The 25,245-nt window shown below is 32.6% G+C and carries 25 protein-coding genes; 14 read left to right on the forward strand and 11 right to left on the reverse strand.

The genetic code is table 11. The features are described from left to right. The first annotated feature begins 105 nt into the window (after window positions 1-105). Genes E1J38_RS00925 through E1J38_RS00940 form a run of 4 tightly spaced genes read left to right on the forward strand, consistent with a single transcriptional unit; the run spans window position 106 to window position 2,446 of the window. Window positions 106-714, forward strand: a complete 609-nt coding sequence (locus E1J38_RS00925; protein WP_133354809.1) for an LUD domain-containing protein — start codon at window positions 106-108, stop codon at window positions 712-714. Between the two features lie 4 nt (window positions 715-718). Beyond that, window positions 719-1,540 carry a phosphatidate cytidylyltransferase gene (locus tag E1J38_RS00930; protein WP_133354807.1) on the forward strand — a complete coding sequence of 274 codons (822 nt, stop codon included), beginning with the start codon at window positions 719-721 and terminating at the stop codon, window positions 1,538-1,540. Next, window positions 1,530-2,180: a phosphatidylserine decarboxylase family protein gene (locus E1J38_RS00935; protein ID WP_133354805.1), complete on the forward strand. Its 651-nt coding sequence runs from the start codon at window positions 1,530-1,532 to the stop codon at window positions 2,178-2,180. Before E1J38_RS00930 ends, E1J38_RS00935 begins: the two co-directional genes overlap by 11 nt. Then, on the forward strand, window positions 2,180-2,446 hold the full coding sequence (locus tag E1J38_RS00940) for an acyl-CoA-binding protein (RefSeq protein ID WP_133354803.1): 267 nt from the start codon (window positions 2,180-2,182) through the stop codon (window positions 2,444-2,446). Before E1J38_RS00935 ends, E1J38_RS00940 begins: the two co-directional genes overlap by 1 nt. A gap of 84 nt (window positions 2,447-2,530) precedes the next feature. Here the strand turns inward: E1J38_RS00940 and lipB are convergent, their stop codons facing one another. After that, window positions 2,531-3,229: a lipoyl(octanoyl) transferase LipB gene (gene lipB, locus E1J38_RS00945; protein WP_133354802.1), complete on the reverse strand. Its 699-nt coding sequence runs from the start codon at window positions 3,227-3,229 to the stop codon at window positions 2,531-2,533. 33 nt (window positions 3,230-3,262) lie between these two features. After that, window positions 3,263-3,418 carry a YqaE/Pmp3 family membrane protein gene (locus E1J38_RS00950; RefSeq protein ID WP_133354800.1) on the reverse strand — a complete coding sequence of 52 codons (156 nt, stop codon included), beginning with the start codon at window positions 3,416-3,418 and terminating at the stop codon, window positions 3,263-3,265. Window positions 3,419-3,652: 234 nt separating this feature from the next. Between E1J38_RS00950 and lysS the strand changes: the two genes are divergently transcribed. The 4 genes from lysS to E1J38_RS00970 all read left to right on the forward strand — a co-directional run bounded on the left by lysS (window position 3,653) and on the right by E1J38_RS00970 (window position 7,759). After that, window positions 3,653-5,347: a lysine--tRNA ligase gene (gene lysS / locus E1J38_RS00955; RefSeq protein WP_133354798.1), complete on the forward strand. Its 1,695-nt coding sequence runs from the start codon at window positions 3,653-3,655 to the stop codon at window positions 5,345-5,347. A gap of 306 nt (window positions 5,348-5,653) precedes the next feature. Then, window positions 5,654-5,848: a hypothetical protein gene (locus tag E1J38_RS00960; protein WP_133354796.1), complete on the forward strand. Its 195-nt coding sequence runs from the start codon at window positions 5,654-5,656 to the stop codon at window positions 5,846-5,848. A 125-nt stretch (window positions 5,849-5,973) separates the two neighbouring features. Beyond that, entirely contained in the window at window positions 5,974-7,146 is a 1,173-nt protein-coding gene (locus tag E1J38_RS00965) for a hypothetical protein (protein WP_133354794.1), read from the forward strand. A gap of 139 nt (window positions 7,147-7,285) precedes the next feature. Further along, window positions 7,286-7,759 (forward strand): DUF4890 domain-containing protein, encoded by a 474-nt coding sequence (locus E1J38_RS00970; RefSeq protein WP_133354792.1) that lies wholly within the window; start codon window positions 7,286-7,288, stop codon window positions 7,757-7,759. A gap of 73 nt (window positions 7,760-7,832) precedes the next feature. On the opposite strand, the gene hemL is transcribed toward E1J38_RS00970, so the two are convergent. The 3 genes from hemL to E1J38_RS00985 are packed head-to-tail and all read right to left on the reverse strand — an operon-like array spanning window position 7,833 to window position 10,823. Beyond that, window positions 7,833-9,119 (reverse strand): glutamate-1-semialdehyde 2,1-aminomutase, encoded by a 1,287-nt coding sequence (gene hemL, locus E1J38_RS00975; protein ID WP_133354790.1) that lies wholly within the window; start codon window positions 9,117-9,119, stop codon window positions 7,833-7,835. Between the two features lie 3 nt (window positions 9,120-9,122). Continuing rightward, on the reverse strand, window positions 9,123-9,911 hold the full coding sequence (locus E1J38_RS00980; RefSeq protein WP_133354788.1) for a glucosaminidase domain-containing protein: 789 nt from the start codon (window positions 9,909-9,911) through the stop codon (window positions 9,123-9,125). Continuing rightward, the gene (locus E1J38_RS00985; protein ID WP_133354786.1) at window positions 9,912-10,823 is read right to left on the reverse strand and encodes a 1-aminocyclopropane-1-carboxylate deaminase/D-cysteine desulfhydrase; all 912 of its coding nucleotides are present in this window, start codon (window positions 10,821-10,823) and stop codon (window positions 9,912-9,914) included. A 43-nt stretch (window positions 10,824-10,866) separates the two neighbouring features. On the opposite strand from E1J38_RS00985, the gene E1J38_RS15045 reads away from it, so the two are divergent. The 5 genes from E1J38_RS15045 (at window position 10,867) to E1J38_RS01005 (ending at window position 14,845) form a co-directional block, all read left to right on the forward strand. Continuing rightward, window positions 10,867-11,037: a C1orf53 family protein gene (locus E1J38_RS15045; RefSeq protein WP_186525792.1), complete on the forward strand. Its 171-nt coding sequence runs from the start codon at window positions 10,867-10,869 to the stop codon at window positions 11,035-11,037. Between the two features lie 122 nt (window positions 11,038-11,159). Continuing rightward, window positions 11,160-11,726, forward strand: a complete 567-nt coding sequence (locus tag E1J38_RS00990; protein WP_133354784.1) for a DUF4136 domain-containing protein — start codon at window positions 11,160-11,162, stop codon at window positions 11,724-11,726. 465 nt (window positions 11,727-12,191) lie between these two features. Then, window positions 12,192-13,961, forward strand: a complete 1,770-nt coding sequence (locus tag E1J38_RS00995; protein ID WP_133354782.1) for an aromatic amino acid hydroxylase — start codon at window positions 12,192-12,194, stop codon at window positions 13,959-13,961. Between the two features lie 63 nt (window positions 13,962-14,024). Further along, a complete protein-coding gene (locus E1J38_RS01000; RefSeq protein WP_133354780.1) occupies window positions 14,025-14,225 on the forward strand; it encodes a hypothetical protein in 201 nt (66 codons plus the stop codon). 11 nt (window positions 14,226-14,236) lie between these two features. Further along, entirely contained in the window at window positions 14,237-14,845 is a 609-nt protein-coding gene (locus tag E1J38_RS01005; RefSeq protein WP_133354778.1) for a hypothetical protein, read from the forward strand. 90 nt (window positions 14,846-14,935) lie between these two features. Here the strand turns inward: E1J38_RS01005 and E1J38_RS01010 are convergent, their stop codons facing one another. After that, window positions 14,936-15,685, reverse strand: a complete 750-nt coding sequence (locus E1J38_RS01010; protein ID WP_133354776.1) for an enoyl-CoA hydratase/isomerase family protein — start codon at window positions 15,683-15,685, stop codon at window positions 14,936-14,938. A gap of 107 nt (window positions 15,686-15,792) precedes the next feature. On the opposite strand from E1J38_RS01010, the gene E1J38_RS01015 reads away from it, so the two are divergent. Beyond that, window positions 15,793-16,098, forward strand: a complete 306-nt coding sequence (locus E1J38_RS01015) for a rhodanese-like domain-containing protein (protein ID WP_133354774.1) — start codon at window positions 15,793-15,795, stop codon at window positions 16,096-16,098. 181 nt (window positions 16,099-16,279) lie between these two features. On the opposite strand, the gene E1J38_RS01020 is transcribed toward E1J38_RS01015, so the two are convergent. The 5 genes from E1J38_RS01020 to alaS form a co-directional block, all read right to left on the reverse strand. Next, complete coding sequence (locus E1J38_RS01020) at window positions 16,280-16,930, reverse strand: response regulator (protein ID WP_133354772.1); 651 nt, start codon at window positions 16,928-16,930, stop codon at window positions 16,280-16,282. Continuing rightward, window positions 16,927-18,873, reverse strand: a complete 1,947-nt coding sequence (locus E1J38_RS01025) for a tetratricopeptide repeat-containing sensor histidine kinase (protein ID WP_133354770.1) — start codon at window positions 18,871-18,873, stop codon at window positions 16,927-16,929. Before E1J38_RS01025 ends, E1J38_RS01020 begins: the two co-directional genes overlap by 4 nt. 519 nt (window positions 18,874-19,392) lie before the next feature. Beyond that, complete coding sequence (locus E1J38_RS01030; protein ID WP_133354768.1) at window positions 19,393-21,246, reverse strand: outer membrane protein assembly factor BamB family protein; 1,854 nt, start codon at window positions 21,244-21,246, stop codon at window positions 19,393-19,395. A 246-nt stretch (window positions 21,247-21,492) separates the two neighbouring features. Then, complete coding sequence (locus E1J38_RS01035; protein WP_133354766.1) at window positions 21,493-22,458, reverse strand: GSCFA domain-containing protein; 966 nt, start codon at window positions 22,456-22,458, stop codon at window positions 21,493-21,495. 165 nt (window positions 22,459-22,623) lie between these two features. After that, complete coding sequence (alaS, locus tag E1J38_RS01040; protein WP_133354764.1) at window positions 22,624-25,236, reverse strand: alanine--tRNA ligase; 2,613 nt, start codon at window positions 25,234-25,236, stop codon at window positions 22,624-22,626. Window positions 25,237-25,245: the final 9 nt, after the last annotated feature.

Consider the following 25,245-nt stretch of genomic DNA (forward strand, 5'->3'; position numbering starts at 1 on the left):
ATTTTATAAAGCTTTTGGTAAAAATCTTAAATTAACCTTAAGGTTAGTTTAAGATTTTTTATCTTTGGTTATAAACATTAAGAATTGGGTAATAGCAGTCACTAAATGAGTCTTTTTAGAAAAATTTTTGGTTCCAAATCTAAACACTCTGGAGAGGAATTAAAATCTGATGAAAGAGGCAAATACATGCCAGAAATTAAACTACCAATAGACGAAAGATTTACAATAAATTTTAAAGCTAATGGTGGTAAATTTCTCTATTGCGAAGACCTAAACGAAGTTTTTGAAAACCTTGAGAATATTATTGAAGAAAACAAATGGCATGACAAAAAAGTGCTTTTGCTAGACGAAAACTTAAAAGACAAATTCAAAAACTCAAATTTAGACCCCACTCTCAGAATTAGCGATTCTACATTTTTCTTAACTACTTGCGAAAATTTGATTGCTAATGATGGATCACTTCTTATATCTTCAAAGCAAATTTTCGAGAAAAAACTAACAGAGCTTCCTTTCAACTTTATTGTATTTGCAACCACTAGTCAAATTGTTGAGAACATTGGTGAAGGACTTCGAGGTATAAAGTCCAAAAACAAACAAAGAATTCCAACAAATATTACAACCATAAAGCATTTTAAATCTGGTGATGAAAAAGACTTTTTGAGTTATGGCAGTAGCGCAAAAAATCTTTATCTACTACTTCTAGAAGATTTATAGAATAATGAAGGAAGCACTAATCAGAGGTTTTTCAGGCCTACTATATATATTATTACTCATAGGTTGTTTACAAAACGAGCATGCCTTAATTGTACTCTTTTTTGTTTTTGGACTTATTTGTTTAGCAGAGTTTAAAAAACTTATTCAATTAAAAAGTATTGTACCTTATATAATCTTTGTGATTATTTACTTTGTATTTGTTTACTGGAAACTAGTTCTTAACACACCTTTTGGTTTAGATGAAGCTACCCAAATACTCATGGTAATTACTATTTTTGTTCAACTATTTTTAATTAAGGACTTGTTTTCAGAAAAAACCATTCCGCTATTTGCCTCAAAAAGATTCATTTTAACAACTTTTTATTTATCCAGTGCATTTGTTTTCCTAATATTAATAGCTAACTTTCAAAACGTCTTTAACTCTAATATTCTTTTAGGATCTTTTATACTTATTTGGGTAAATGATTCCTTTGCGTATTTAGTTGGTAAAAACTTTGGTAAACAAAAGCTTTTTCCTAAAATATCACCTAAAAAAACGGTTGAAGGTTTCCTTGGCGGTTTATTTTTTGCCTCTGTTGCAAGCTATTTTATTGCTACCTTTACAGAAACACTTGATTTTAATAATTGGCTAATTTTAAGCATTATAATTAGTGTGTTTGGTACTTTAGGAGATTTAATAGAATCTAAATTTAAAAGACAAGCTGAAGTAAAAGATAGTGGTGTTATTATGCCAGGTCATGGTGGTTTATTAGATAGACTAGATAGTATTATTTTTGCAGCGCCATTCGTATATTCATTTTTAAGATTACTAAATTATGTTTCATAAAGAAGGTCATAAAATTATTTTCATAACACTTATTATTGTAGTAGCTTCCTTTTTGTTGGTTGATAATTTTATTACAACATATTGGTTGAGAACAATAGTACTAGTAACTTTATTTACTCTATTTATCTTAATTCTTCAATTTTTTAGAAACCCCAAAAGACATACGGTTGCTAATAACAAACAAGTTATTGCCCCAGTAGATGGGAAAATTGTTGTTATTGAAGAAGTTTTTGAAAAGGAGTATTTTAAAGAAAAACGTTTGCAAGTAAGTGTATTTATGTCTCCACTTAATGTGCATGTTACCAGGTACCCCATTAGTGGTAATGTTATTTTTAGCAAATATCACCCAGGTAAATATTTAGTAGCATGGCATCCTAAGGCAAGTGAAGAAAATGAACGCACTACAATAGTTGTTGAAAACGAAACCTTCGGGAAAGTACTTTACAGACAAATAGCTGGTGCCTTAGCTAAACGTATTGTAAACTATGCTAAACAGAACCATAAAGCCGAACAAGGCGCTGATGCTGGTTTTATTAAATTTGGCTCTAGAGTAGATTTATTTTTACCATTAGATACCAACATAAAAGTAGCACTAAATCAAAAAGTGCGCGGTGGAGAAACAGTTATTGCAGAGATGTAATGAGCAACAAAGAATTAAATAAAAAATTTCAAGAGGCTGTTGCTAGGGTTAATAAACACAAAGAACCTTTTCCTGCAGATACATTACTAAAATTATACGCTTACTATAAGAGAGCCACAAATGATTATGGCAGACCACGAAGCAGGGAAGCCTTGATAAATGCTTTTAAAACCAATGCCCTTTTTCAAGCCAGAAATATTTCTGAATTGGAGGCTAAACACAAATACATCGAGCTCGTTAACAAGTACTTTTTATACAGAGAATAAAAAGGTTGCCTGCCTTAAAATATTTAGTGCTAAAATCTCAAAAAACATCCGATATTAAAAAGATATCTCAAAACAAACAAATACTTAAACAAATTCAGCCTCAAAAAGCTTAGAAAAATGCTTCATTAGTTTTTCTTTAACCTCAGATTCATCAACGGTTTTCTTACCAAGTTCTACATTTAATGAAGTAACTGCTTTACCACGTATTCCACAGGGAATAATATTGTCAAAATACCCTAAATTGGCGTTAACGTTTAGAGCAAACCCATGCATAGTAACCCAACGACTAGCACGCACACCCATAGCACAAATTTTGCGAGCAAATGGTGTTCCTACATCTAACCAAACTCCGGTTTCTCCAGAGCTTCGTTCGGCCTTTAATCCATACTCAGCTAGGGTTAAAATAATCATTTCCTCCAGTAACCTGAGGTACTTATGAATATCAGTAAAAAAGTTCTCTAAATCTAAAATAGGATATCCTACGATTTGACCAGGTCCATGGTATGTAATATCCCCACCACGATTAATTTTATAAAAGGTTGCCCCTTTTTCTTCTAGTTGAGTTTCGTTTAAGAGTAGGTTAGACAAATCACCACTTTTACCTAGAGTGTATACATGCGGATGCTCTACAAACAAAAAGTAATTATTAGTTTGTAAATTAGTTTCTTCTCTCCTACTTGTTACTTTAGTTTCTACAATACCCTTAAACAACTCCTCTTGGTAATCCCAAGTATCTTTGTAGTCCCTAAAGCCCAAATCTTGCAGTTTTACTTGCTTATTCATAACCTGCAAAATTACAATATTTTTTATGTTTATCTATCTAGGATTATTAAGTATTACCAAGGCTGCAATAACTCCTGGTACCCAACCGCATAACCATAAAAGAAAAACAATAAGAATAGAGCCGCACCCCTTATCTAACACAGCTAATGGCGGACATATAATAGACAATAAAACTCTCCAAAAACCCATGCAATTAGTGATTTATTGATTGATGTATAAGTTTGACGTTACTCCTTCCATTTTGTTACATTTAATTTACACATGCACTGGCACTTATTAACCACTGACACAACTTTCTCGTAAACAGCGCATTAAGACACTTCTGTATTTTAAATACAAGAAAAAAAATCGCAATTGTATCATCAATAATCGTAAATCAAATGTTTATATTTGTGGTCTTTAAAATTTTATATAGCATTTAAGATGTCGCAATTATCAGAGCAAGAGCTTGTAAGAAGAGAAAAGTTAGGAAAATTACGTGAATTGGGAATTAATCCATATCCTGCAGATTTATATCCGGTAAATCATACTTCAAAACAAATAAAAGAACAGTTTGAAGAAGGTAAACAAGTGATTATTGCTGGTAGATTGATGATGATTAAAGTACAAGGAAAAGCCAGTTTTGCGCAGTTGCAAGATAGTGAAGGAAAAATACAAGTGTACTTTAACAGAGATGAAATTTGCCCTGGAGAAGACAAGACAAAATATAATGACTTATTTAAAAAGCTGATTGATTTTGGTGATTTTATTGGAATTGAAGGCGAACTATTTGTTACTCAGGTTGGTGAAAAAACGGTTAAGGTTAAGGATTTTACCTTACTTAGCAAAGCTTTAAAACCGCTTCCGTTACCAAAGGAAAAAGATGGGGTTGTATACGATGCTTTTACAGATCCTGAACAGCGGTATAGACAACGTTATGCTGATTTGGTGGTAAATCCTAATGTAAAACAGGTTTTCATAAAACGCACTAAACTGTTTAATGCCATGCGTCAGTTTTTTAACGATGCTGGATATTTTGAGGTAGAAACTCCAGTATTACAACCTATCCCGGGTGGGGCTGCTGCAAGACCTTTTATTACACACCACAATACTTTGGATATTCCTCTATATATGAGAATTGCCAATGAATTGTACTTAAAAAGACTCATTGTTGGAGGTTTTGATGGTGTTTATGAGTTTTCTAAAAATTTCAGAAATGAAGGCATGGATAGAACTCATAATCCAGAGTTTACGGCTATGGAAATTTACGTGTCATATAAGGACTATAATTGGATGATGGACTTCTGTGAGCGTTTGTTAGAGCATTGTGCCTTAGCTGTGAACGGAACAACTAAAGCTACTTTTGGTGAACATGAAGTTGATTTTAAAGCACCGTATGCCCGCGTAACCATGGCGGACGCTATCAAACATTTTACAGGTTTTGATATAACAGGAAAGACTGAAGATGACATAAGACAAGCCGCTATAGATTTAGGTATTGAAGTAGACGCCTCCATGGGTAAAGGAAAGCTAATTGATGAAATATTTGGTGAAAAATGCGAAGGCAATTACATCCAACCAACTTTCATTACAGACTACCCAAAAGAGATGAGCCCGTTATGTAAAGAACACAGGGACAATCCTGAATTAACAGAGCGTTTTGAATTAATGGTTTGTGGAAAAGAAATAGCTAACGCTTATTCTGAGTTGAACGACCCCATTGACCAACGTGAGCGTTTTGAACACCAATTAAAACTAGCAGAAAAAGGTGATGACGAAGCCACTGAGTTTATAGATTTTGATTTTTTAAGAGCCTTAGAATATGGAATGCCACCAACATCGGGCATGGGAATTGGAATGGATAGATTAATTATGTTTTTAACCAATAACCAATCTATTCAAGAAGTATTGTTCTTTCCGCAAATGAAACCTGAGAAAAAGCCTGTAGCTTTAAGCGATGACGCTAAAGCCATTTTTGATATCTTAAAAAAATCCGAAGCCATAGGGCTTTCTGAACTGAAAACACAGTCAGGATTATCAAATAAAAAATGGGATAAATCTATTAAAGAGCTTACCAAAAACAGTCATGCAAAAGTTGAAAAAACTGATGAAGGTCTGTTGGTAAAAGTTGTTTTATAATCTGAATTTAAAAAAACAAAAACCCGGTCATAAGTATGACTGGGTTTGTTCGTAAAACTAACTAATAACTTAACTAAATATAATGTTAAATCTAATTTCTTTTTAATGAAAATTAAACTATACCACAAATTGACAATAAAAAAGTCATTCTACATAACTTGTTTAGAAAGGTTTAACAGATTATACATAATTTTATAATTTCATTAAGAGAAAACTTTTCAATTTAAAAATTAGTAACTATCTCTAATCAACTTCTGTGTTTACATAGTCTTTAACAGACATATTGTTTATAATGTATTTATAGATTTGGTAAAGCGCTTATATAATAATCCGGAAGAGGTGACTACAGAATCATTTAAGAACACCGTTAAAAATTCATTTGAATGGACCAATGCTAAACGAGAAGATATTTTTGTAATGAGTTTTTACGCTTGGTTAAAGAGTAAAATGACAAAAACGCCCATTTATAAAACCACTTTAGATGTCATAAAAGACAACTAGTTTTTAAGGTTATTTATCAACCACTCTAAGCTAAACTAAAAAAGGCTCAAAAGAAAAAATTCATGTACTTTTGCCCAATGTTTAAAAAGGCTACCCTAATTCTTAACCTAACCTGCGTATTTTTAATGCTTGGACAAACACCAGATAGTTTGGCTATTAAAAATGGCATTGAGAATCCTTCTCTTTTAAGCATTCATCACTTTGGTATTTTTAGCTCTAGGCTTAACACTAACTTTAAACTCAGATCCGCTAAAGACAAGTCGCTTTCATTTAATTACACCAGCGGAAACTTATTTCATCCTTTTGTTGAGGGCTATTTTCCTGAAAATACAGACATTAGAAAACAATTTAGTGAAACCATATGGTACTTGCGCCCTTTTAATTTCATAGACCAAGAAACAACTCCTGCAGAGTATATGAATATTGTTATTGATGCTGTTATAAAGGAGTTTAGAGCCAGTCTCAATATTCCTATTAATAACAATCAGGAATTTACCATTACACTACGCTCTTATCTCATTACAAAAGGGAAGCATCCATTTTCGGTTTTTACAAGTGATGAATCTATTGAGTGGTTTCACAGTAACATTGCAGGTGGTGAAGACCCTTACGGAAGGCGCTATTATGGCTTAAACCAAGTAAATTTTGAATATTTAGACCGAAACGGACATACTTTAAAGCTTAATAATAATGACTTTTTTATAGGAGGTATTGAATTTTCTCATTACTATTACCCTTCCTGGTCAATAAGCAAAAACAGGAATATCTACATTAATTTTGGGAGCCATTTAGGAATAAACACCTCTACTTTTAATCCATCTGTTGATTTTGGGTTATCTGCAAATGCTGTAAAACACATTCCGTTTAAAAATCAGTTTCAATTCAACTTTGGAGTGGGTGCTAATATTCTTCGAAAAAACCTCCTTACGTTTAGTGATGACACCATTGATTTAGGAAACAACAAGTATTTAGGAACATTTGAAAGCAATTTAGAACTCTCTAAATCTACAAAAAGGGGCAATTATAATGCACTAGGAATAAATTTTCAAATACAAACAAGCTATAATAAAAAAGAGGAAGCTAATTATTACCATTTAAAAGGTAAATGGCAAGAAATTAATGGCGGTTGGCATCATGGTGTTAGAACACTATACAACAACCTTTCTACTTGGTCATTAATCTATACTTACAATCATTCTAAATACAAAATTTCACTTTTCATAAAACAAGATTTAGAGGTTCATAACGCTCCTGATTTTCAAACAGGCATTCAATTAAAAGTCCCAATTTTAAAGTAGTTTTTCTAGGTATAAACTTCATTTGTCGTTAATGGCTCATTTGTTAATTTATAGTTAAAATTAATTATTCATTAAACCTTTTTAACTTGACTAAGTCAAAAGGGCAATTAAAATCCTTAAAGACTTAAACATTAAAAGAATGAAAAAACTAGTTTTAATTGCAATTACGCTAATGACTGTTCAAGCGTTTGCACAACAAAAAAAAGGCGAAGGCAATAAAGAAAGAATGCATAAAATGCAGAACCTCTCACCTGAAGAAGCTGCTACAATGCAAACCAAAAGGTTGACTTTACATTTAGATTTAAACGAAAAACAGCAAGCTGAAGTACAAAAACTACTTTTAGCCAATGCTGAGGCTCGTAAAGCGAAAATGGAAGAAATGAAGGCAAAAAGAGAAAAAGGAGAATTGCAAAAGCCAACAAAAGAAGAACGCCTTAAAATGGCGAACGCTAGATTAGATCATCAAATTGCAATGAAATCTAAAATGAAAGAGATTTTAAGTGAAGAGCAATTTGCTAAATGGGAAAAAATGCAAGCACGCATGGCACATAAAGGCAAAGAAAAAAGAAAAATGCAAGACAACAAAAGAATGCACCAAAAGAAAAAAGAATAGAGTTTTAGTTTGTTGATTGATTATAGTTTGAAAATGAAAAAGGCAATTCAGAATATTGAATTGCCTTTTTTCTTTATAACGTTTTAGCTACTTTATCTATAGCTTCAATAGTAAAATCTAAATCTTGATATGTTAAAGCATCTGTAATAAACCATGTTTCAAAAGCACTTGGCGCAATATAAACACCTTCGTTTAACAGTCCATGAAAAAACTTTTTAAAAGTGTCATTGTTTCCTTTAGCTGCCGTATCAAAATTAGTAACTGCGCCTTCATCAAAATGAACAGAAATCATGGAACCTACTCTATTAATGGTATGCACAATTTTATTGGCTTTTAAAACGCTACTAATCCCGTTGTGAAGATATGCAGTTTTATCTTCCAACCTCATAAAAATACCGCTATCATTATTTAGTTCATTTAACATTGCTAAACCAGCAGCCATAGCTAACGGATTCCCACTTAAAGTACCAGCTTGATATACGGGACCTAATGGCGCCAAATGGTTCATGATTTCATTTCTTGAAGCAAAAGCGCCTACAGGTAAACCACCACCAATTACTTTTCCAAAACAAACAATATCTGCTTTAATTCTGTATAATTCTTGTGCACCTCCTTTAGATAACCTGAAACCTGTCATGACCTCATCAAAAATCAACAAAATATCATTAGCATCACAAACTTCTCTCAGGCTTTCTAAAAATCCTTCTTTTGGAGGAATACACCCCATATTACCAGCAACTGGCTCAATAATAATACATGCAATTTCATTTTTATTAGCCTTTATAAGTGTCTGTACATTGTCAATATCGTTATAGTTGGCCAGTAAGGTGTCTTTAGCCGTACCTTGAGTAACTCCGGGGCTATTTGGTGTTCCAAAAGTACTAGCTCCACTTCCCGCCTGAATTAAAAACGAATCACTATGCCCATGATAACAACCCGCAAATTTTATAACCTTGTCTTTTCCTGTAAAGCCTCTAGCCAATCTAACAGCACTCATACAAGCTTCGGTTCCCGAGTTAACAAATCTAATCTTATCAATATTAGGCACCATAGAAACAGCTAACTCAGCTATTTTAGTTTCAATCTCGGTGGGCATTCCAAACGAAGTCCCTTTCTGTGCTTTTTCAATAACCGCATCAACTACGGGCTTGTGCGCATGCCCTAAAATCATGGGACCCCATGAGTTTATATAATCAATCAGGCGATTTCCGTCTTCATCATATAAATAAGCCCCTTTGGCTTCTTTTACAAAAATAGGAGTTCCTCCTACACCTTTAAAGGCTCTTACCGGCGAGTTTACGCCACCCGGAATTACTTTTTCTGCTTCGGAAAATAAAGCACTACTTCTCTTATAAATCATTAGTTAATTGTTTGATGGCTCTACTTGTAATATCTGGCCAATACTAAGCGCTGTATCAGTTAAACCATTTATATTTTGAAGTTCTTTTACTGTTAGATTGTATTTTTTTGAAATAGAGTACATTGTATCTCCTTTTACCACTACATAGGTTTCTGGCAAAACAGCTTCTTCAATATTTTGATATTTATCTCCCAAAACCTCCTTATCATATTTATACAATTGGTAGCGTTCAATTAAGGAAATTAATTTTTGCGGATACTTTCGGTCTGTTGCATACCCTGCAGCCTTTAATCCTTTGGCCCAGGCTTTATAATCACTTTGCTTTAGCTCAAATAGACCTGCATATCGTTTTCTATCTTTTAGGAATAGTGAGTGGTCTCTAAATGAGTATTTGGCATCTTTATACTTCCTAAAACATTCACCTTTTTTATCGTCATCATGATAAATTCGAGCCCCTATCCAATCGTGACATTTAATACCAAAATGGTTATTAGCTTTCACTGACAACCTACCATTACCTGAACCAGACTCTAGTATACCTTGAGCCAAGGTAATACTTGCGGGTATATTATACAATTGCATTTCATGTTGCGCTATAGCTCTGTAGGCATCAATATAACGCTCTGTATCATTAGCATAAACTTTTTTTAAAGTTACGTTAGGTATTGGAGTTTCTTCTGTTTTTACAATAGTTTCAGTTTTTGTTATTTCTGGTTTATCAACAATCCTTTTTCTGGTTTTACAACTAAACATAAAACTCATTAAACATATTATTAACAGTAATTTTTTCATTTATTCAATTATTGGTAATCCTTTCTTTTTTAAAACCGAATTCATTCCACCAACCCCTTGTAACCCTCCTGTATGAATAGCTAAAATTTTTGTCCCTTTTTTAAAAAATCCTTTTTTTATCAAATCATAAATTCCGAATAGCATTTTTCCAGTATAAATAGGGTCTAGAGAAATTGCGTTATCTGCTTTGAATTTATTAATAAACGTAATCAATTCTTCGTTTATTTTGGCATAACCACCAAAATGATAATCGGTAATTAAATTCCAATTGGTCTTGGTAACAAATTTACTAATATCTTCTTTTAAAAAGCTGCCTTTTAAAGCCGGAAATCCTAAAACTTGTTGACTAGGTTTTGAACAATTTATAAGACCTGAAATAGTCCCTCCCGTGCCAACAGCAGAACAAACGTAATCAAATTCCTTGTCGGCTTTGCTTAGTATTTCTTCACAACCTTTTACCGCCAAATAATTGGTTCCACCTTCAGGCACTAAATAAAAATTCCCAAAAAACTCATTTAAATGCTTCTGAAAACCAGCACTTGTTTTATTTCGATACAGATCTCTAGAAATAAACTCAAATTGCATACCATTAAATTTAGCAAAACTAAGCGTTTCATTATCATTCACCTTACCTTTCAGTTCCTCTCCTCTGATAATACCAATAGTTTTAAAACCAAATACTTTACCTGCATAAGCAACCGCCGCAATATGATTTGAAAAAGCACCTCCAAAAGTTAAAAGTGTATCACACCCCCTAGATTGTGCTTCTAAAAGGTTATATTTCAACTTTCTATACTTGTTACCAGAAACAAACGGATGAATTTTATCCTCGCGTTTTACATATAATTCTACACCCCAATTTTTAGGTAATATTACAGGTTGATTTACGCTATTTTCAACTCTAAAATTCATCAATGCGAAGATACTTTTTACTAATTAAACTATCTTTGTAATCATGAAAAAAATAATCCCTATAGAGGAAGGAGACTACTACTTAACCCCCGAAGGCTATAAATGCTTTACAGAGCAATACCACTTAAAACGTGGTTACTGTTGCGAAAGCAATTGTAGACATTGTCCTTATGGTTACAATCCTAAAACTAATTCTGCAAAAAAAAACAACTAACTAGTTGGTATGATTATTGATGTTATTTAACAAACCGAAAAGCAATTTAAAACTGCTTATATAACCTAGCGCAGTTAACATTAGTTTATTAAATTTACTATAATCATTAAAAAAATTGCATTATGAAGACATTATTAAGAACCATTTCACTACTTATCGTTCTGTTGGTAGTTTCATCATGTAGCTCTGTGAGAGTTGCAGCAGATTATGATAAAAACGTCAATTTTGACACGTATAAAACCTTTGCTTTTTTTAAAACTGGTATTGATAAAGCAGAAATAAGCGACTTAGATAAACGTAGGATTTTAAGGGCTATTGAAGCTAATATGTTAGCTAAAGGATATATAAAATCTGAAAAACCTGATTTATTGGTAAGCATTTTTACCAAATCCAACCAACGTGTTGATGTTTATAATAACGCCTGGGGTTGGGGCGGATGGGGCTGGGGAGCTGGTTGGGGACCTGGTTTTTGGGGACCTGGATGGGGCTGGGGTTGGAATCAACCTATGGTATCAACAAGTACTCAAGGCACATTATTTATTGATTTAATTGATGCTAATAAAAAGGAATTGGTGTGGCAAGGTGTTGGAACAGGTTATTTAAGCAGAAATATGGAGAAGAAAGAAGAACGTATTAAAGAATTTGTTTCTAAGATTTTTGAAAAATATCCTCCAGACGTTCAACAATAAGAATAAGAAAAGCAGCTTTTAGCTGCTTTTTGTTTTAAGGGAAATTTAGTTTTGCATGTCCATTATCAACCAACAATTGATTTATATCTATTCCATCAACAATAACATTAGCTAAATAACATCCACACGCACCTAGCTTATCTTTTTAGGAATGGATTTCAACCTCACCTTTTCAGTATTTTTTCTCTTAAAACATTACTTACTTAATACCTTCATCACGTTCATCACCCTGTAACTTTGGAGTATCAACTCCATAACATCTTAATTTTATTTACCGAAAATGAAGAAAACTAAACCTAGCATAGCAATAAGTAACTCCAGTCTAAACATTAATTATTTTGACTTTATAACAACACATATTACATATATTAAATAACTGATTTCTAAGAATAGCACTAGCTATAAATATGTTGGGTTTTATAAGAATTTTGTATTTTTAGTAGAATAAAGATTTTAAAGGGTATCATGAAAAATTCAATAGAAACAAACCCTATTTTAAATAAGCTACCTAAGCATTTAAAACAGTTTATCAAACCTCAAAACTATGCGGATTATTCTGCTGTTGACCAAGCTGTTTGGCGCTACGTGATGCGTAAAAATGTAAACTATTTAAGTAAAGTTGCCCATAAATCGTATTTAGACGGTTTAAAAAAAACAGGGATTTCTGTTGATAGCATTCCAAACATGTACGGTATGAACCGTATTTTAAAGGATATAGGATGGGCAGCAGTTGCAGTAGATGGTTTTATTCCACCAAATGCGTTTATGGAATTTCAGGCTTACAATGTGCTCGTTATTGCTAGTGATATTCGTCAATTAGAACACATAGAGTATACACCTGCTCCAGATATTATTCACGAGGGAGCAGGACATGCGCCCATTATAGCAAACCCAGAATATGCAGAATATTTAAGACGCTTTGGAGAGATTGGGTGCAAAGCAATTTCATCTGCTAAAGATTACGAATTATATGAAGCTGTTAGGCATTTATCAATTATTAAAGAAGCGATAAATACACCAGAAAAGGAAATCACTCTTGCCGAAAAACATATTGAAGAATTACAACAAAATATGGGAGAACCCAGTGAAATGGCACTTATTAGAAACTTACATTGGTGGACCGTTGAATACGGACTTATAGGTACTGTTGAAAACCCTAAAATTTATGGCGCAGGTCTCTTGTCATCTATTGGCGAAAGTGAATGGTGTCTTACTGATGCCGTAAAAAAATTACCGTATACCATTCAAGCTACTTACCAAAATTTTGATATCACAAAACCACAACCTCAACTTTATGTTACCCCAGATTTTGCTCATTTAAGTTTGGTGTTAGAAGAATTTGCTAACACTATGGCATTAAGAACAGGCGGTCTCTCTGGTGTAAAAAAACTCATTAAATCAAAAGCTTTAGGTTCTATTGAATTAAGTACTGGTTTACAAATATCGGGTGTTTTTACAGATGTCATTGAAAAGAACAATAAACCAGTTTACATTCAAACTAAAGGTAAAACAGCCCTAGCTTATAGAGAAAAAGAATTAGTTGGTCATGGTATTGAAACACATTATAAAGGATTTGGGTCTCCTATTGGAAAACTAAAAGGTATTAATATCGCCATTGAAGACATGAGTCCTAGAGATTTAGCAGCTTACAATATTTATGAAGAAAAAACGGTAACTCTTGAATTTGAATGTGGCATTAAAGTTTCTGGTGAAATTATTACTGGAAAGCGAAACCTGCAAGGAAAAATAATTTTAATCAGCTTTAAAGATTGCACCGTTACTCACAATGATAATATTTTGTTTAAACCCGAATGGGGTATTTATAATATGGTCGTTGGTAAAGAAATCATTTCAGCCTTTTCTGGTCCAGCAGATTTAAACAGCTTTAATTTGATTACCCATGTTCCTTCTGAAAAAACCATTCAAATTGAAAAATCTGAAGAACGTTTAAGATTGGAAGTACTATATCAACAAATTAGAGATTTCAGAAGTGGTAAAAACAGAACTATCTCAAGAACTAAAGTCATAGAAGAACTGATTGAAAACCACCCTAACGATTGGTTATTATCTCTAGAAATTTATGAATTAGCTTATATTGGAAGCGAAACTGAATTATGTAAAAAAGCCTTAACTCATTTAGATAATGTAAAACACCTTAGACCCGAAGTTGGTAAATTAATTGATGACGGGATAGAGATAATTCATTTCAAAGAAAACTATATTACAAACAAATAAAATATCATGTGACTTATTCAATCTTTCAGGGTCATAAAGTCAATACTAACTTAAAATTTATTTATGAAAACAGCGTTTATACTTGGAATAGCATTCCTATTATTCTTCTCTTGTACAGATAAAAAGAAAGAAGAAGAAAAGAAAATGGAACAGACTATTCAGAAAATTGATTCTTTAAAGCAAACAGTTACAAAGGAAATTGAAGAACTAAAAGATTTCACTCAAGAGATTGAAGAAAACCTTAAAGAAATTGACAGTATTTAAAAACACTCATTATGAAAACTATAAAACTATTATTCTTATTATTCCTATTGTTGAACTTTATAGGTACACCTCAAATTTATGCTCAAGGAAAAAGTAAAGAAAAGAAATTGGAACAAGTTCAGAAAAAGAACTCAAAAGAGGTTAAACAAAACGGAAAGGAAAAAGTAAAAGAAGGCAAGGAAAAGGTAATTAGCGAAGGCGAAAAAAAGATAAAAGAGCAGAAAACAGAAAAGGTTAAGAAAGAAATTAAAGAGACAAAAGAATTTAAAGGCGATGGCAATGCATACGGAAGAAATAAATACAATCTGAGCGGTAAAGAGTTTGGAAAACTAAGATCTCAAGAAGCTCAAGAAAAAATAGAGGAAAAGGAAAAACGCATTAAAAGTAGTGAAAGAACACTTGACGAGGGTAGGGAACGTATAAGAAAAGCTAAAGAGCGCTTAGAAAAACAAAAAAAAGAAAAAGCAATTACCGAAGAAGAGGCTAAAGAAAAAGAAGAAAAAGTTCATAGAGCGGAGAAAAAACTAGATGAGCTTGACGAAAAAATCAAAAAACAGAAAGAGAAAACTAAAAAAGAAAAAAAGGCCTTAGAAGAAATTAAGGTTAAGGATAATGATTAATTAGTATTGTATATTTTTTTCTAAAAGAATAATGCCCTTGAAAAGTTCCTCAGTTTTAAAGGGCATTTTTTTTAATATAGACAATGTTACTTATCTGTATTTATCCAAAATAGTTTTAGTAAACTTACTTAAAACTAATTTACCACTAATGGCTGCGCGCTCTTGCAATAGCACATCCCAATGACTGGTTCCTTCCCAAATAACTTTTTTCATTTCTTTTAAAGCCTCAGGATTGTATGTAGCTAATTTGGCTGCTAGAGCATTTACAGCCTCGTCTAGTTCTTCGGTAGTGTTGAAAATTTCGGTATATAATCCTTTTTCTTTAGCCCAATCTGCAGAATAAAATCTTTCGGCATCAATAGTTATTTGAGACATAGCGGTTTTACCAATTTTCTTAGAAACAGCAGGTTCAATGACAAAAGGCCCAATACCAATACTCAATTCACTTAGTTTTATAGATGCGTACTGCGTTGCCAAACAATAATCTGTAGCGGCAGCTAAACCAACACCTCCTCCAACAGCTTTTCCTTGCACCCTACCCACAATAAGTTTTGAGCATTTACGCATGGCATTAATTACGCTAGCAAAACCCGAGAAAAACTGTTTTCCTGTTTCTGCATCTTCAATAGCTATTAACTCATTTAAGCTAGCACCAGCACAAAAAGTTCTGTTTCCTGAACTTTTAAGAACAATAACATTAACAGCTTCATTCTTGCTTGCTTCTAAAATAGTTTGCTCCAGCTTTTGTAAAACATCGCTGGGCATGGCATTTTTATTAGGGTGGAAAAACTCAATGTATCCAACCTGGGCATTAATTGTGAGTTTAACGTAAGATTCCATAGTCACTTTTGCTGGGGTTGAAGATACACAAAAAATATATGAAATGATTTAGTAACACTTGTTACATACCATATTTTTAATAATACAGACATTTGTACAAAAACAAGATGGGATTATTGAGTATACTATTTGGAAACAAAAAAAACATGATTGAAGATTTTAAAAACAGAGGTGCTATTATTGTAGATGTGAGGACACCTCAAGAGTATCAACAAGGCGCAATAAAAGGTTCAAAAAACATACCGTTACAGATGCTGAATTCTAAAATTGATGAGCTTAGAAAATTAAATAAGCCTGTAATTACTTGTTGTGCCAGTGGTATGCGCTCTGGTAGTGCCTGTAGTATTTTAAAGCCACATGGTATTGAGGTGATGAATGGTGGCGATTGGCAACGTTTATCCAGAAACTTTTAGTGTAATCTTTTTAGATTTTAAAAAGTTTCTCAAAAACAAACAATGGAAAGTATATAAAACAAAAAAACATTAGTTTCCTTCGACATAAGAAGTCTAACCAATGTGATTATAGCTTGTTAATTAACAATACAAATATATAACTGAAATTGTATGTTTAATTTACCTAAATGTTAAACAATGATTAAATTAAGTTATTCTTTCTAGCCTTTTGTACAGCCTCTAACTTGTTGTGTACTTGAAGTTTTCTGTAAATATTTTCAATATGTTTCCTAATAGTTCCTGTTGATAGAATCAAGTTGTCGGCAATAGCACTATAACTCAAACCTTTACTAAGTTGTTCTAGCACCTCAACTTCTCTGTTGGTTAACGTTATTTCTTCATTTTCTTCACTGTTATTAAAAACAACGGGGTTTCTTAACAACTTAAGGGTTTTCATTGCAATGGAAGGATTCATGGCAGCAGCGCCATTTAAAGTATCTTTTATGCCTTCGTACAATTCCTTTGGATTGACTTCTTTAAGTAAATAACCATCAGCTCCAGCTTTGATAGCATTAAATATGTTTTCATCATCATCAAAAACTGTAAGCATGATTATTTTAATATGAGGGTACTTTTGCTTTACCTTTTCAGTGGCTTCAATGCCATTTACTATAGGCATTTCAATATCCATTAAAATCAATTCTGGTTTATGATTTTCATTTAGTTTTATCATTAAATCATCCCCATTACTGGAGGTAAAACTTACCTTGATATCATCAAAAAACGATAGTTTTTCAGTAACTGCTTTAATTAAAAAGCTATTATCATCTACTATAGCAACTTTAATAATCATACACTTAAAATAATCTTAGTTCCCTTTCTAATTTGACTTTTATAAATAATAGTAGCATCCATATCGTTAGCACGTTTTTTCATATTGCTTAGTCCATTACCTGCTTCAATTTCATTTATATCAAAGCCTATTCCGTTATCGCTTATTGTAAACACCACTGCTTCATATTTCTTTTTAATATGAATTTCAATATTTGAAGCATCGGCATATTTAATAGCATTATTAACAGCTTCCTGAATAATTCTATAAATATTCATGCCTCTAACTGATGTAAATACTAACTCTTTTGAAAGCGCTTCATCCATATTAAACCTAAAATTTGAGTTTGAAGCTGATATATTGGCTTTATCAATAAAATTAGAAATTCTGGCCTGTAAATCTTCAAGTGTAATTTCATTTTTATTCATTGCCCAAATAGTATCTCGCAACTCGTTAATAGTTTCTTTAGTAAAGGCACTTATATCTGTTAACTTTCCTTTTAATTTATTGTTGGTAATTTTAAAACCGTATTGTAAATTTTCTATGGAAGAAATAATAAAAGTAAGTTGAGCACCAATATTGTCATGCAAATCTCTTGAAATCCTCAGGCGTTGTTCTTGAAGTTTATTGTGGGTTTCAATTTCTACTAAAGCTTGTCTAAGCTCGCTCTCTTTTTGTAATTGCTTGTTTCTTAATTTTTGCTGGTTGTAGAGCAAATAGCCCAAAAGAAACAACAGTAAGGCAAGAGTAACTAATCCAATTATTTGCGTGTTTTTCCTGTTTAATTTAAGTTCTTTTTCAGCTATTTCTGCACGTTGCGTCTGTATTTCTTTTTCCCGCTCTGCTGAATTATATTTCTCCTGAACTTCAGCAATTTCTTTGGTTATTCTACTATTATAAATAGTATCATTTATTGATTTAAATAATTGCCTATAGTACAACACACTATCTGGTATCCTTTTAAAGGCATAATACGAAGCCAACTTATCATAGGCATCCATTTTTAGTTCATTAATATTAAAACTTTTAGACAAATTCAAACCTTCATACAAGTAGTTTCTAGCTTTATTAAAGTCTCCTAAATCTAAATACAAACCTGCTAAATGTAAAGATGTACTTGTAATACCATAACTATCTTTTAGCTCTTCTCTTAATTTTAATGATTTTGTATTATAGTCAATGGCTTCTAGATATTTTTTCATATCATGTAAAATACCACCGTAGTTATTATAAAGTCCTGCTAATTCTTTTTTGTAATTATACTTTAAAGCTAGGTCTATACTTTTTAAATAATAGGCTTCACTTTGAACTGTGTCCTTTAAAAACAAATAGGCATTAGCAATATTATTGTAGGTTCTTGTAAGCCCTAAATTATCATTTATACTTTTGTTAACATCTGCAATCTCAAGATGTGTTTCAAGTGCCTTTTGGTATTGTTTTAAACCTCTGTAAATATTGGCAATATTGCTTTTAATGTAGGCAATATAGCGTGTGTGATTTTTTTCCTCATAAATCTTGAGAGCCTTTGTAGCATAGAAAATAGCCGAATCTAATTTAAAGGTGTTCTGATGTATAAGACCTATTTTACTGTAGAGGGCTGCAATGCCCATGGTATCTTTCAGTACACTTCTAATTTTTAAAGAAGCATCATAATACTTTAACGCCTTTTTATAATCTGCTAGATTATAATGTAGAATACCAATATCATTATATGCCTGCGCTTCTCCAACTTGGTTACTGGTTTCTTTAGAAAGTTTTAAAGCTAAATTACCATATTTAAAAGCAGAATCTATAGACTCAGTTCTATAATACCAACATAAATCTCCGTAAGCCTTTATTTTAATAGAATCTGAAGGTTTTTTAAATATGACCGTTTTTAAACTGTCGATTATCTTAGAATGATCCTGAGAGAAACAAAACGAAGTAAGGAATAAAAAAGCGAATGAGAGTAACTTTTTTTTCATAAAAAATCATTGACCTTTCTCAAATATAAACTTTTGAAGCGAAAGAAGTTGTTTAACAACTTCAAAAAAACTTTGAAGTAGTTTTGAATTGATTTCATTACACAAAACAACTTTATTAACTAAAATACTATTTTCTTTTTTTGCCAATATTAACTTATTTTTCAAAATAAAATAATCTGAATCTAACTTAGACTTCATATTTAAAGTAACTGTACAAATTTTTATCATACAGCTTATACAAGCTGCAATAGCTATAGATATAGAAGTTTCTAAAAAGATGTTAAAATCCATTATTTCTTATACTTGTGTTTTACTAAGGTCTATGTAGCCATAAAAAAACACCAACCACAAAAACTTAATTTTGTAAATTGGTGTTTCCTATATGAACTGATTAATAGCACACATAATTTACAATTAAATATAATTGTTATTATAATTATTCGACGAAATACCTTTAAAAAAGATTAAGCGCAATAAAATAATTACCACGCCTAATCAAACAAATCTCAACAACAAGATCTACTTATTTAAATTGTAAGCACTTATATTATTGCCTTTATCTTTAAAGTATAGAAAGCCTTCAATATCATCAACCTCATACATGGGGTCTTTATCTTCAATTACAATTTCATTTATGGTTTCACCAGAATCTTTATCAACTTTAACCAATGCAACACCTCCATCAACTTTAGTTAAAATAAATGAAGCGTTTGCTGTAGCCTTTGTAGCCTTAAAACGTTTCATCATTTCTTGGAAAGCAGCATCAGCAATAGCTGCATAAGCATCAGCGGCATCTTCTTCTCTTTGTACCGCTGAATGATACGCAGGAACCCCTGCCCCTTTCATATAGCCAGCCCTAGCAGCATGTGCAGAACCCATTGCCATAGAGGTAGCTGTTAAAGCCCCCATTAAAATAGCTCCAAAAGCACTTTTACCTGGTGCGCGATGGTATACATCCCAATTTGCGCCGCCTTGAAAATCTAACATTTCTAAGTTTTGATCTGAGGTCAATAAAATACCACCTGCCCTAACTTCTATTCCTGTTGGGTCTTCCTTACCTCCAAAAGTAATGTCATTAGCAATTAAGTTATACTCTCCATTATTTCCGTCTACTTCATAAACGCCATCTTTACAGGAAATTAAAAAACGATCCATCTTAGAATCATAGGTTGATACTACTGATGCTGAACGCTTATATTTGATGGCTTTACCAAATACCGATTCTCCTGTTGCCATATCAATAATGTCGGCATCTGTTTCAGAGATATATAATAACCCCGTAGGAACCGTTGCCATTATTTGAATGCCAGGTCCTGTTTTCAGAGGCTTTTTCCATCGTGGAGTTCCATCAAATGCAATTTTATTGATACCTCCATCTGATACTCCGAAAATGATACCATCATCTTCTATATAAAAATGGTTAATTATACCTTTTGTTTTAGGTGATTTATCCCATAAATCAGCTCCAGAATTTAAGTCTAGTAAGTAAACCTTTGAAGTTCCTGAACCTTTTAATTTACTGGCTAACTTACTTCCTCCACTCAAAATATTAGTTACTATGGCTAACCCTTTTTTTGTAAATTCTATGGTTGAAATAACACCTTTAATTTTATTACCTTCTTGCCATAACGAGGTTCCATTATCTGCATTAATTTTATAAACTACCGTATTATCTCCTTTTGAGCGGAACGCGTATACTTCTTTAGAAGCTTCATTTGTAACAATGTTTGTAGCGTTTTTAACATCTGCTGTCCATTTTACGGTACCAGAACTTATAGAGTAACACTCCACATTTTTTAATCCAGGAATGATAATATTATCTCCTAAAATATCAGGTTCACCCGTCATTGGGTTTGTTCCTTTGCGTTCAAATATTTTAACTAGCTTACCCGTTTTTAAATCGTACATACCTACACCAGCAGTATAGTTACCGAGTCCTTCCTCCTTATGCATCCCGTTAACTACAATCATCATTTCGGGATACAAAAAATGTCTGCTTGTTACACCGTTTTGCCAATTTTCAGCTTTAGAATCGAAAACAATTTTCCCCTTAACTACATCAACCACAACAGTATGCATAAAAATACCGCGCGGTTTAATTATAACATAAGGGGTATTAGGTACAAATTCAAGGTGCTCTTCCTTAACACGTTTTAGACGTTCTAGTTTAAATGACACCTCACTACTGTTGGGACGAATTCCTGCTAAGGCTTCGCCTGTAGATGCTAGTAAAGTTCCAGACTCATGTAACATTAGCCATTTAACCTGTCCGTCAAAGGCATATTGATAATCTGGTGTGGTTTTTTGAGTCCATCCTGTGTGCGCCAATAACATTATCATTACTAGCATCACAATTTTTTTAAAATTTCTCATTGTTGAATCTTGTTTATTATTAATAGCTTTTCAAAATTGCAACTAAAGAAGATTAGAATCAATACGACAAATTGCGTATTTTGATTAAAAACAGAGTGAATTGTCTATTCTAAAAAGAGTAGTAGTGCTATAATATTAGTCCATGAAAATGAATAATATCTGTTGGGTTTAAAAATTATTGAATACGTTAAAATTTAAAATAACAACTTGATTTTTAAGTTATAAACATACTCAAAAAGTAGTGTTTTAAAAACTTATGTGGGTAAATTGCTTTTGAAGTTGTTGTTTCTTTTTTGATAAATTTTTAAGAAACTTTTTGTGCGCTTCGGAATCGGGATTAAATGGTTTATGCAACATTCCTTTTTGAACTGCATCAACCTCACCCATTGTTTTTTTTGTATGTGAGGCTATCCAAACAGTAACAAACTTTTCCCAAACATAGTCTACTGCTGTTTGGTTTGGATGTATCATATCCTCCTTGTAAAAACGATAATCTCTTAGCTCATCCATCATAATTTCATACGAAGGAAAATAACTTAAGTTATCGTTTCCAGACAATGATTTTTGATTTAAAAACTCATGAATAGCCGAAACTAAATGTGCTTTACTTAGCGTATTTTCAATAAAACCATCTTTTAAATGTCGCACTGGAGATACCGTAAAAATAATGGAAGCACTCGTATTTATATCCCTAATAGAATCAACAATACTCCGTAATGAACCTATAATTTCATCAACAGAAAGTAACTCTTTATCAAATGCTTTCTGAGTCAATTTATGGCAATTGGCAACAATTTTATTAGTTTTTATGTACCTGTATACCCACGCAGTTCCTAAAGTAATTATGAGGTGTGTTGATTCGTGTATTTGTTTATTTGTTAAGCTTATTTGCTTATTTAAATCACTTAATAATCTTTCTTTTGAAGTATTACTTAACTTTGAATGTACATCAAAACAATGCCATTGTTCGTTATTGAAAAAGAGGTATTCTTCAGAATAAAATTTGTTTTGTAAAGTATTTTCAACCAAAGCTTCAATAGCCTTTGGGTGAAATAAAATACCAAATGGATTTACTACAGATTGAAATTTAAAATATTGCAATTTAGCTCCGATATTTTCAACAAAACAAGAACCTAATAAAAGTATATTAGAATTATAGTCTATTAGATTTGTAGACTGTTTTGATAATGGTATTTTGGTTTGAAGATTCACTAAAACAAATCCTATTGTAACATTTTAAATGTTTGTTAGTCTAACATAACAAATCAATATATCATGAAAAGTAGCAAAAAATGGACAGCTCTAAAAAGTAAACTTGTTAAGTTTTACCTTTGTGAGGTAAGAACCTTCAATAAAATGCTAGGAATTAAATAATCCTTATTTCACAAATTCTTGAGCTGCAATTAAAGCCGCCTCAATCCCTGCTGGGTTTTTACCACCTGCCGTTGCAAAAAATGGCTGACCACCACCGCCACCTTGGATATATTTCCCAAGTTCTCTAACTACTTGTACTGCATTAAACTGTTTATTTGTTACCAAATCTTTTGATATATAGCAGGATAACAAAGCTTTACCGTTTTGTTCAGTACCAAGTAACAGAAATAAATTATTAAACTGATTCCCTAATTCAAAAGCAACATCTTTAATACCCGCAGCATCTAAATCAACCTTTTTTGCTAAAAACTGAATACCATTTACATTGGTCAATTCATTTTTCAATTCCCTTTTTATGTTTTTAGCCTTATCTTTTAAAAGTGATTCAATTTGCTTTCTTAAACTTGTATTCTCTTCTTGTAAATTCTGGAGTGCCTTTATCGGTTCTTTAGGGTTATTGAGCAAATCTTTCATTTCAAAAAACGCTTGGTTATTTTCATGGTAAAAATCTTTAACAGCATCATTTGTAATAGCCTCAATACGACGAATACCTGCAGCTACTGCACCTTCTGAAACAATTTTAAAATGCCAGATATCTGCTGTATTCTTCACGTGAGTACCACCACAAAGCTCTACAGATTGACCAAAACGAACCGCTCTTACTGTGTCCCCATATTTTTCTCCAAAAAGAGCCATGGCACCTTCAGCTATGGCTTCTTCCATAGGAATGTTTCGTTTTTCTTCTAAAGGTAGTTTACCATCTATTCGGGCATTAACAAAGTTTTCAACGTCACGTAATTCCTCCACAGTTAACTTAGCGAAATGAGAAAAATCAAAACGCAAGTACTTTGAGTGTACCGCACTCCCTTTTTGTTCCACATGGGTTCCTAAAACTTCACGTAATGCCTGGTGTAATAAATGCGTTGCGGTGTGATTACACTCTGTTCTGTGTCGCTGTTTAGCATCAACAACCGCTTTAAAAGTTTTGTTGATGTCCTCTGGTAAATTTTTGGTAAAGTGAATAATGACGTTGTTTTCTTTTTTGGTATCTAAAATATAAACCACATCGCCATGAGCATCTTCTAAATAGCCCTTATCACCAACTTGCCCACCACCCTCAGCATAAAACGGTGTTAAATTAAAAACCAACTGATACATATCGCCTTCTTTTTTTGAAGTTACTTTTCTGTACCTGGTTATTTTCACATTGGCTTCCAGTGTATCATAACCAATAAATTCTTGATCTGAATCATCAATTAAAATGGTCCAATCATCTGTAGACATTTCACTGGCGGCTCGAGAGCGGTCTTTTTGCTTCTGTAGTTCTTTTTTAAAACCATTCTCATCTAAAGTATAACCTTTTTCACTTAAAATAAGTGACGTTAAATCAATTGGAAAGCCATAGGTATCATAAAGCTCAAAAGCTTTTTCACCCGAGACAATATCATCCTTAGTTTCTTCAACAATCCTATTAAGTAAAATCAATCCTTGCTCCAAAGTTCTCAAAAATGATTGTTCTTCTTCTTTAATAACATTCTCAATAAGTTGTTTTTGTGATTTTAACTCTGGGAATGCTTTACCCATTTTTTCACTCAACACATCAACTAACCTGTAAATAAAAGGTTCTTTTTTATCTAAAAACGTAAATCCATAACGAACAGCTCTACGTAAAATTCTTCTAATCACATAACCAGCACCACTGTTACTAGGTAATTGCCCATCTGCAATTGAAAAGGCTACAGCGCGTACGTGGTCTGATATCACACGTATAGCTATATCAACTTTTTCATCCTTACCATAATCTTTGTTGGTGATGGTTTCTACCTCCCGGATGATTGGCGTAAACACATCGGTATCATAATTACTTTGAACACCTTGTAAAACCATACACAAACGTTCAAAGCCCATTCCAGTATCTATATGCTTATTTGGAAGTGACTCTAAGGAACCATTAGCTTTTCTGTTAAATTGGATGAATACCAAATTCCATATTTCAACCACTTGCGGATGATCCATATTTACTAAATCCTTACCATCAATTTTAGCTTTTTCCTCTGCAGAACGAATATCCACATGAATTTCACTACAAGGACCACAAGGACCTTGGTCTCCCATTTCCCAAAAGTTATCCTTTTTGTTTCCTTTTAAAATACGGTCTTCTGATATGTGCTTTTTCCAAAAATCGTAAGCTTCAGAATCCATTGGTAGTCCGTCTTCATCATCGCCTTCAAAAACCGTTACGTATAGAATATCTTTATCAATACCATAAACCTCAGTGAGTAATTCCCATGCCCAAGCTATGGCTTCTTCCTTAAAATAATCGCCAAAACTCCAGTTTCCCAACATCTCAAACAACGTGTGGTGGTAGGTATCATAACCTACTTCTTCTAAATCGTTGTGCTTTCCTGAAACACGCAAGCACTTTTGAGTATCTGTTACCCGCTGGTTTTTAGGTTCTGCATTACCTAAAAAGAATTCTTTAAAAGGTACCATACCTGCATTTACAAACATTAACGTTGGGTCATCTTTTAAAACCATGGGTGCGGAAGGCACTATGGCGTGTTTCTTATTTTCAAAAAAACTTAAAAATTTAGATCGAATTTCTTGTGACTTCATTTATTTTAA

Source organism: Seonamhaeicola sediminis, assembly GCF_004358095.2.
In the GTDB taxonomy this organism is placed as follows: Bacteria; Bacteroidota; Bacteroidia; order Flavobacteriales; family Flavobacteriaceae; genus Seonamhaeicola; species Seonamhaeicola sediminis.